The organism is Shewanella sp. CG12_big_fil_rev_8_21_14_0_65_47_15 (assembly GCF_002783505.1).
GTDB lineage: Bacteria > Pseudomonadota > Gammaproteobacteria > Enterobacterales > Shewanellaceae > Shewanella.
The window spans coordinates 25,967-30,112 of record NZ_PFGL01000046.1 but is presented as its reverse complement, the minus strand read 5'-3'; the positions used below and the strand labels follow the sequence as shown (position 1 = coordinate 30,112).

Annotated in this window: 4 protein-coding genes and 2 pseudogenes; 1 reads left to right on the top strand and 5 read right to left on the bottom strand. The window is 43.3% G+C overall.

Features of this window, described 5'->3' with window-relative positions:
• Positions 1-86: 86 nt before the first annotated feature.
• The 3 genes and pseudogenes from COW15_RS13095 to COW15_RS13085 all read right to left on the bottom strand — a co-directional run.
• Positions 87-152: pseudogene (locus COW15_RS13095) on the bottom strand (transposase); the annotation flags it as partial.
• 256 nt (positions 153-408) lie between these two features.
• A complete protein-coding gene (locus COW15_RS13090) occupies positions 409-819 on the bottom strand; it encodes a hypothetical protein (RefSeq protein WP_293632971.1) in 411 nt (136 codons plus the stop codon).
• Between the two features lie 236 nt (positions 820-1,055).
• Complete coding sequence (locus COW15_RS13085) at positions 1,056-2,033, bottom strand: transposase (protein WP_293632970.1); 978 nt, start codon at positions 2,031-2,033, stop codon at positions 1,056-1,058.
• Between the two features lie 86 nt (positions 2,034-2,119).
• Between COW15_RS13085 and COW15_RS13080 the strand changes: the two are divergent.
• Positions 2,120-2,572: pseudogene (locus tag COW15_RS13080) on the top strand (group II intron maturase-specific domain-containing protein); the annotation flags it as partial.
• A gap of 81 nt (positions 2,573-2,653) precedes the next feature.
• On the opposite strand, the gene COW15_RS13075 reads toward COW15_RS13080, so the two are convergent.
• Both COW15_RS13075 and COW15_RS13070 read right to left on the bottom strand, forming a co-directional pair.
• The gene (locus tag COW15_RS13075; protein WP_293632969.1) at positions 2,654-3,592 is read right to left on the bottom strand and encodes a hypothetical protein; all 939 of its coding nucleotides are present in this window, start codon (positions 3,590-3,592) and stop codon (positions 2,654-2,656) included.
• 112 nt (positions 3,593-3,704) lie between these two features.
• Positions 3,705-4,100, bottom strand: coding sequence for a hypothetical protein (locus COW15_RS13070; protein ID WP_293632968.1), 396 nt, complete (start codon positions 4,098-4,100; stop codon positions 3,705-3,707).
• Between the last annotated feature and the right edge of the window lie 46 nt (positions 4,101-4,146).

Sequence of the window (4,146 nt, the reverse complement as noted above, 5' to 3'; positions counted from 1 at the left end):
CACAGCTCTCAATCCATTTTGAGGGACGCTTAGAAAACCATATCGATCTGTGAAATTAACCTGACACAGAATTATGAACAGCCTCGATTCATATCAACGTACATCATACACGCCAGCAGGGCTTGCTCATCTAACAGTGCTTGCGACTTAAATCCACTTCACCTGTCGCTTTGTAATGCTCAAGGCTATTTTCATAACAAATTTCAGTAGCAGTGACATTTGTCTATGAAATTTTTAGCTTCGGAAGAGTTGGTGTAATCCTCCGAACTAATGCACGCCACGAGGTAAAATTAAATAAAACATATAATTAGAATCTTCAATCTACCGTCCTCCATTTTGAATAGGACGATAATTTGCATCCCAGCCATGACAAAACATTCTGGAAGTACTTCAAATACTTAAACTATGCTATTCATTAAGCTTATTAGAATCATCAAGCCAAGTAATTGTTGCGTCATAGATTGTGCCATTATACATTCCCAGATGACCACCACTATGCTTATTAAAAACTCCTTTGATGATAACATAACCATACTTTTCTTGCTTCCCACTCTCGCCTGGTGCACAGCCAGTTCCCAATTCGCTATACCAGACCCAATATTCAAATGGTATCCGTGAGCGTTCAGGATCATCCGGCCACAAAACACACGCTTCGAACCCCATACTTGCATAGCCTTTAACTCGAACAGTTTTGTCTTGGTATACATCCCAATTATCTATTAAATCCACGACACCAATAACTGGAGCATCGTCAGATTTAACAATAAAAGGGATTGCAAATAACAATATCCATGCTGCTTTAAGTAAAAAACTCTTCATTAGTAAATCCCAAGTAAATCCGGCCATCCATTTTAGATCAACAACATAATGCACTTTTGGTTTGTCTACAACTTGTACGATCTAAAATTGCTTAAATGAGAGTAATCAAAAGTTGAAGGGCTAAAGCTGAGGCATAAAAATGAGCTAACTCATTAAAAAAATGGTGTATTTAAGACATGCTAATCCACCCTATAGAACAAATGGGCAGTAATTGGTTTGATTAAACAGGATTACAGTCAGTTGCAGTACAAGTGCTGACAGCTTGCCGCAAAATGCCGTCGTCGCTTTTCAAGATGTTCGCAGTAATCGGTCAGCTCTTGCAAGGTTCCCACAGGACCATGAAATAGCTTGCCGAACTCGGTGGTCAGTTTCAGCCAATTGTCATGAGGGATATTTAATCTGGTCAGTAACTTGGTGCTATTTTCACTGATGACACCTCGTTTGTCGCTTCGGATGATTCGACCTGTCTCCTCTACCAATTCGAGGTAATCTGTTAAGGCAAATGCAATGCCATTGGGTTGGTTATCACATTCATTACCGATAAAAGGCAGGAGATTTTTGGGCTGTTCACCTTTTAATGCTGCCTGTATGCGTAGCTGAATGCTGGTGTGGTCGGATTGTTCTGGCGTATCAGCCAGTTGGGCCCGAATCGGATTTAAATCAACGTAGGCCATACAGGCTAAAACAGCGGCTTCATCGAGTAAGGCCTGCGATTTAAACCGCCCCTCCCAGAATCTGCCAGTACAGTTATCTTCTTGATTTGCTTGCCTTGCGATGGGTTCATTGAGGCAGCGCATAAACCAGCTAATATCACATAAACGGCTGCGATAAATGGCGATTGAATGCTTTAATCTGTTGACCTCATGGGCCTCAACTAACTCACCTTTGGCGAATTTTTGCGTTAAGTCATCACCTTTAAACAGCTTATGCCACTGCTCAAGCACTTCGCGGTCAGTCCAACGATTGGCACTGTCGATATCGACCCGCAGCACCACATGCAGATGATTAGACATCACCGCAAAGGCCGCTATATCAATAGCGAAAACCGCTTCAAGTTCAAACAGTAGCGATTCTACCCAAGCACGGCGATGGTCGTAGTTTCCCCCCGAATAGGCATCATCACCGCATAAAAACGCACGCCGAACAACACGGCTACAGCAATGGTAATAGGGTGTGTCTTCAAGACTAATTTGAGTTCTGCGAGGGCGCGGCATACCAACCTCCTTGTTTAATGCTTAACCCAAGCATAGTCGGAGGTTTATTGAAGCGCCATTAAGGTTGGGTGTCCATTTTGGCCATTACCTTTAATCGCGGAAAGATCCAGTGGCATGTCAAAACACTGCACATCTTCAAACAAAAGATAAGACGACTGACAAACCGCAATTGGGGCGTGAGCATGAGCTATCAATTGTTTAAAGTGCGGCAATACATGCAAGGCTGGATCAACTACTTTGGCATAGCCAACGCTTACCAAGAGTGTGTCGATTTAGACCACTGGATCCGTCGTCGAGTACGTATGTGCTACTGGCGTCAATGGCGAAAGCCACGGACTAAGGTACAAAACTTACTCAAACGTGGCGTCAGGATCCAAGCGGCCGTTGCTTGTGGAATTACAAGCAAAGGGCCGTGGCGAAGCTCGAAAACACCAGGGATACAGCAAGCGCTGAGTAATGAGTATCTCAAGAAAGCAGGTTTATGTTCACTGAGAGATGGATGGATTGCAGTTCATTATCCTAACCAGAAAGTGAGTTAGGCGTTCTAAATGAACCGCCCTGTGCGGAGCCGCATGCAGGGTGGTGTGGGGGCTGGAGGCTAAATACCTCCGGCTACCCGATTAGCCCTTTTCCGGCTTTCTGTTCGTAGTTTCTTCGAGTCGCTTCATAAGAATTGACTTGAGTTCAGTAATATTTTTGTACTCTGGGCAATTGTAGGCAGCCAAATCAAAATGAATTGACGTTCCTGATCTTCTATAAAGAATCACTCTTCTTCCTAAAGAATGAGCATAACCGATTTCGTAATAGACACTTGGTCGCTCGTTTGTCAAATCCCCCACCAAGAATTCGCTGGTCCGTATCTCCTCTATTATTCTCTTGGTTATTACATCTTCGTGCTCTATTTCATCCGCCCTAATTGCATTAATGCCAAACTTGGAAAAGCATTCTTTATAGGCTCCGTATACATCCTCATTATCGGGAGCATTTTTGTCTATTGGCATCATAATAAAGGCAGTATTAGGACGATATGATTGAGATAAATTTGGATTCTTTGCAGGCAAACCGTCTGGGATGTTTGCGGGTGTTATCTTTAACAGCTGCGCAATCCCCTCCAACAGCTCGATACATTCAAAAAATTCTTTCCGAGAATTAACCGGAGGATTGCTTTTATCTTCAGACTGCCCCGGAGGACTTACCCCTAAAACAGAACCTTCATCATGCAGAATCTCAATATCCCATGCACTGAATTTTCGAAGTTTGAGAGTCGCTCGCATTTTTTTAACGCATCGCCTGACATCTTTTTCATCAGACTCATCGAGAACTGGAGATGCTTTGAGGCTAGGTATAAATAAGGCGATTACATTCAATAGCGTTTCTTGGGTTTTCTGAGACAGCACGCGACTTTCCTGCGTCAATTTGTCCCAATACATGTTTCGATCTTCGTCAAAATTCCAATGCGGAGTTATCTCTTCACCGCATTCAACTAATGCCGCATCAAAGAATCGTGTCGCTTCTTCAATTAGCGTTGCTATTCCAGTTGAGATTTCTTTGATGTCCATTTGTAATGACTTCTCGTGTTTAGGCTAACGCCGCCAACACAGGCCGAGCGAAGCGAGGTCCGGTGCAATGCGCTTTTTGCATTGCACGATTGTGCTTGGCTTTGTTAGTGGTTTACGCAACTTGGACCTCTTTGAAATTTGGATTTTCTTCTAGTAGCTTTTTGAAAAATACGAAGCAGCTGTCTGAAGAGCTCATTTTGTTCTTGCCGAAGAGCTTTTCTTTAAAACTTCGGTATTTATCTACTTGGAAAACCCACTCTATTGGTTCTTGTGGATTATCGCCTTCTTCGAAGTAGGCACACGCCCCGATCAGGTAATTGTTACCTTCGAACTCTAACTCACTATACCAACCCCAATCTTCCGCATCTGGCTCAGTAATCTCGATCTTTCCCTCCAGCGCTGACCTAAGCCATTCGAGCAGGGAAATTCCGTAGATCGGATTTATTGGGTTATCCCTCTCTTTAGAAACATCAAACATTGATGTCTTAAAATGTATGGCTTGGTTCATAGCTCTCCTTGACCACTAACGTCTTAGTATTTATGCGCTGCGCTGT

Bases quoted from the DNA above. Each gene is read 5' to 3' on its own strand.
- COW15_RS13070 (WP_293632968.1), bottom strand. From the start codon at position 4,100: ATGAACCAAGCCATACATTTTAAGACATCAATGTTTGATGTTTCTAAA.
- COW15_RS13085 (WP_293632970.1), bottom strand. From the start codon at position 2,033: ATGCCGCGCCCTCGCAGAACTCAAATTAGTCTTGAAGACACACCCTAT.
- COW15_RS13090 (WP_293632971.1), bottom strand. From the start codon at position 819: ATGAAGAGTTTTTTACTTAAAGCAGCATGGATATTGTTATTTGCAATC.
- COW15_RS13075 (WP_293632969.1), bottom strand. From the start codon at position 3,592: ATGGACATCAAAGAAATCTCAACTGGAATAGCAACGCTAATTGAAGAA.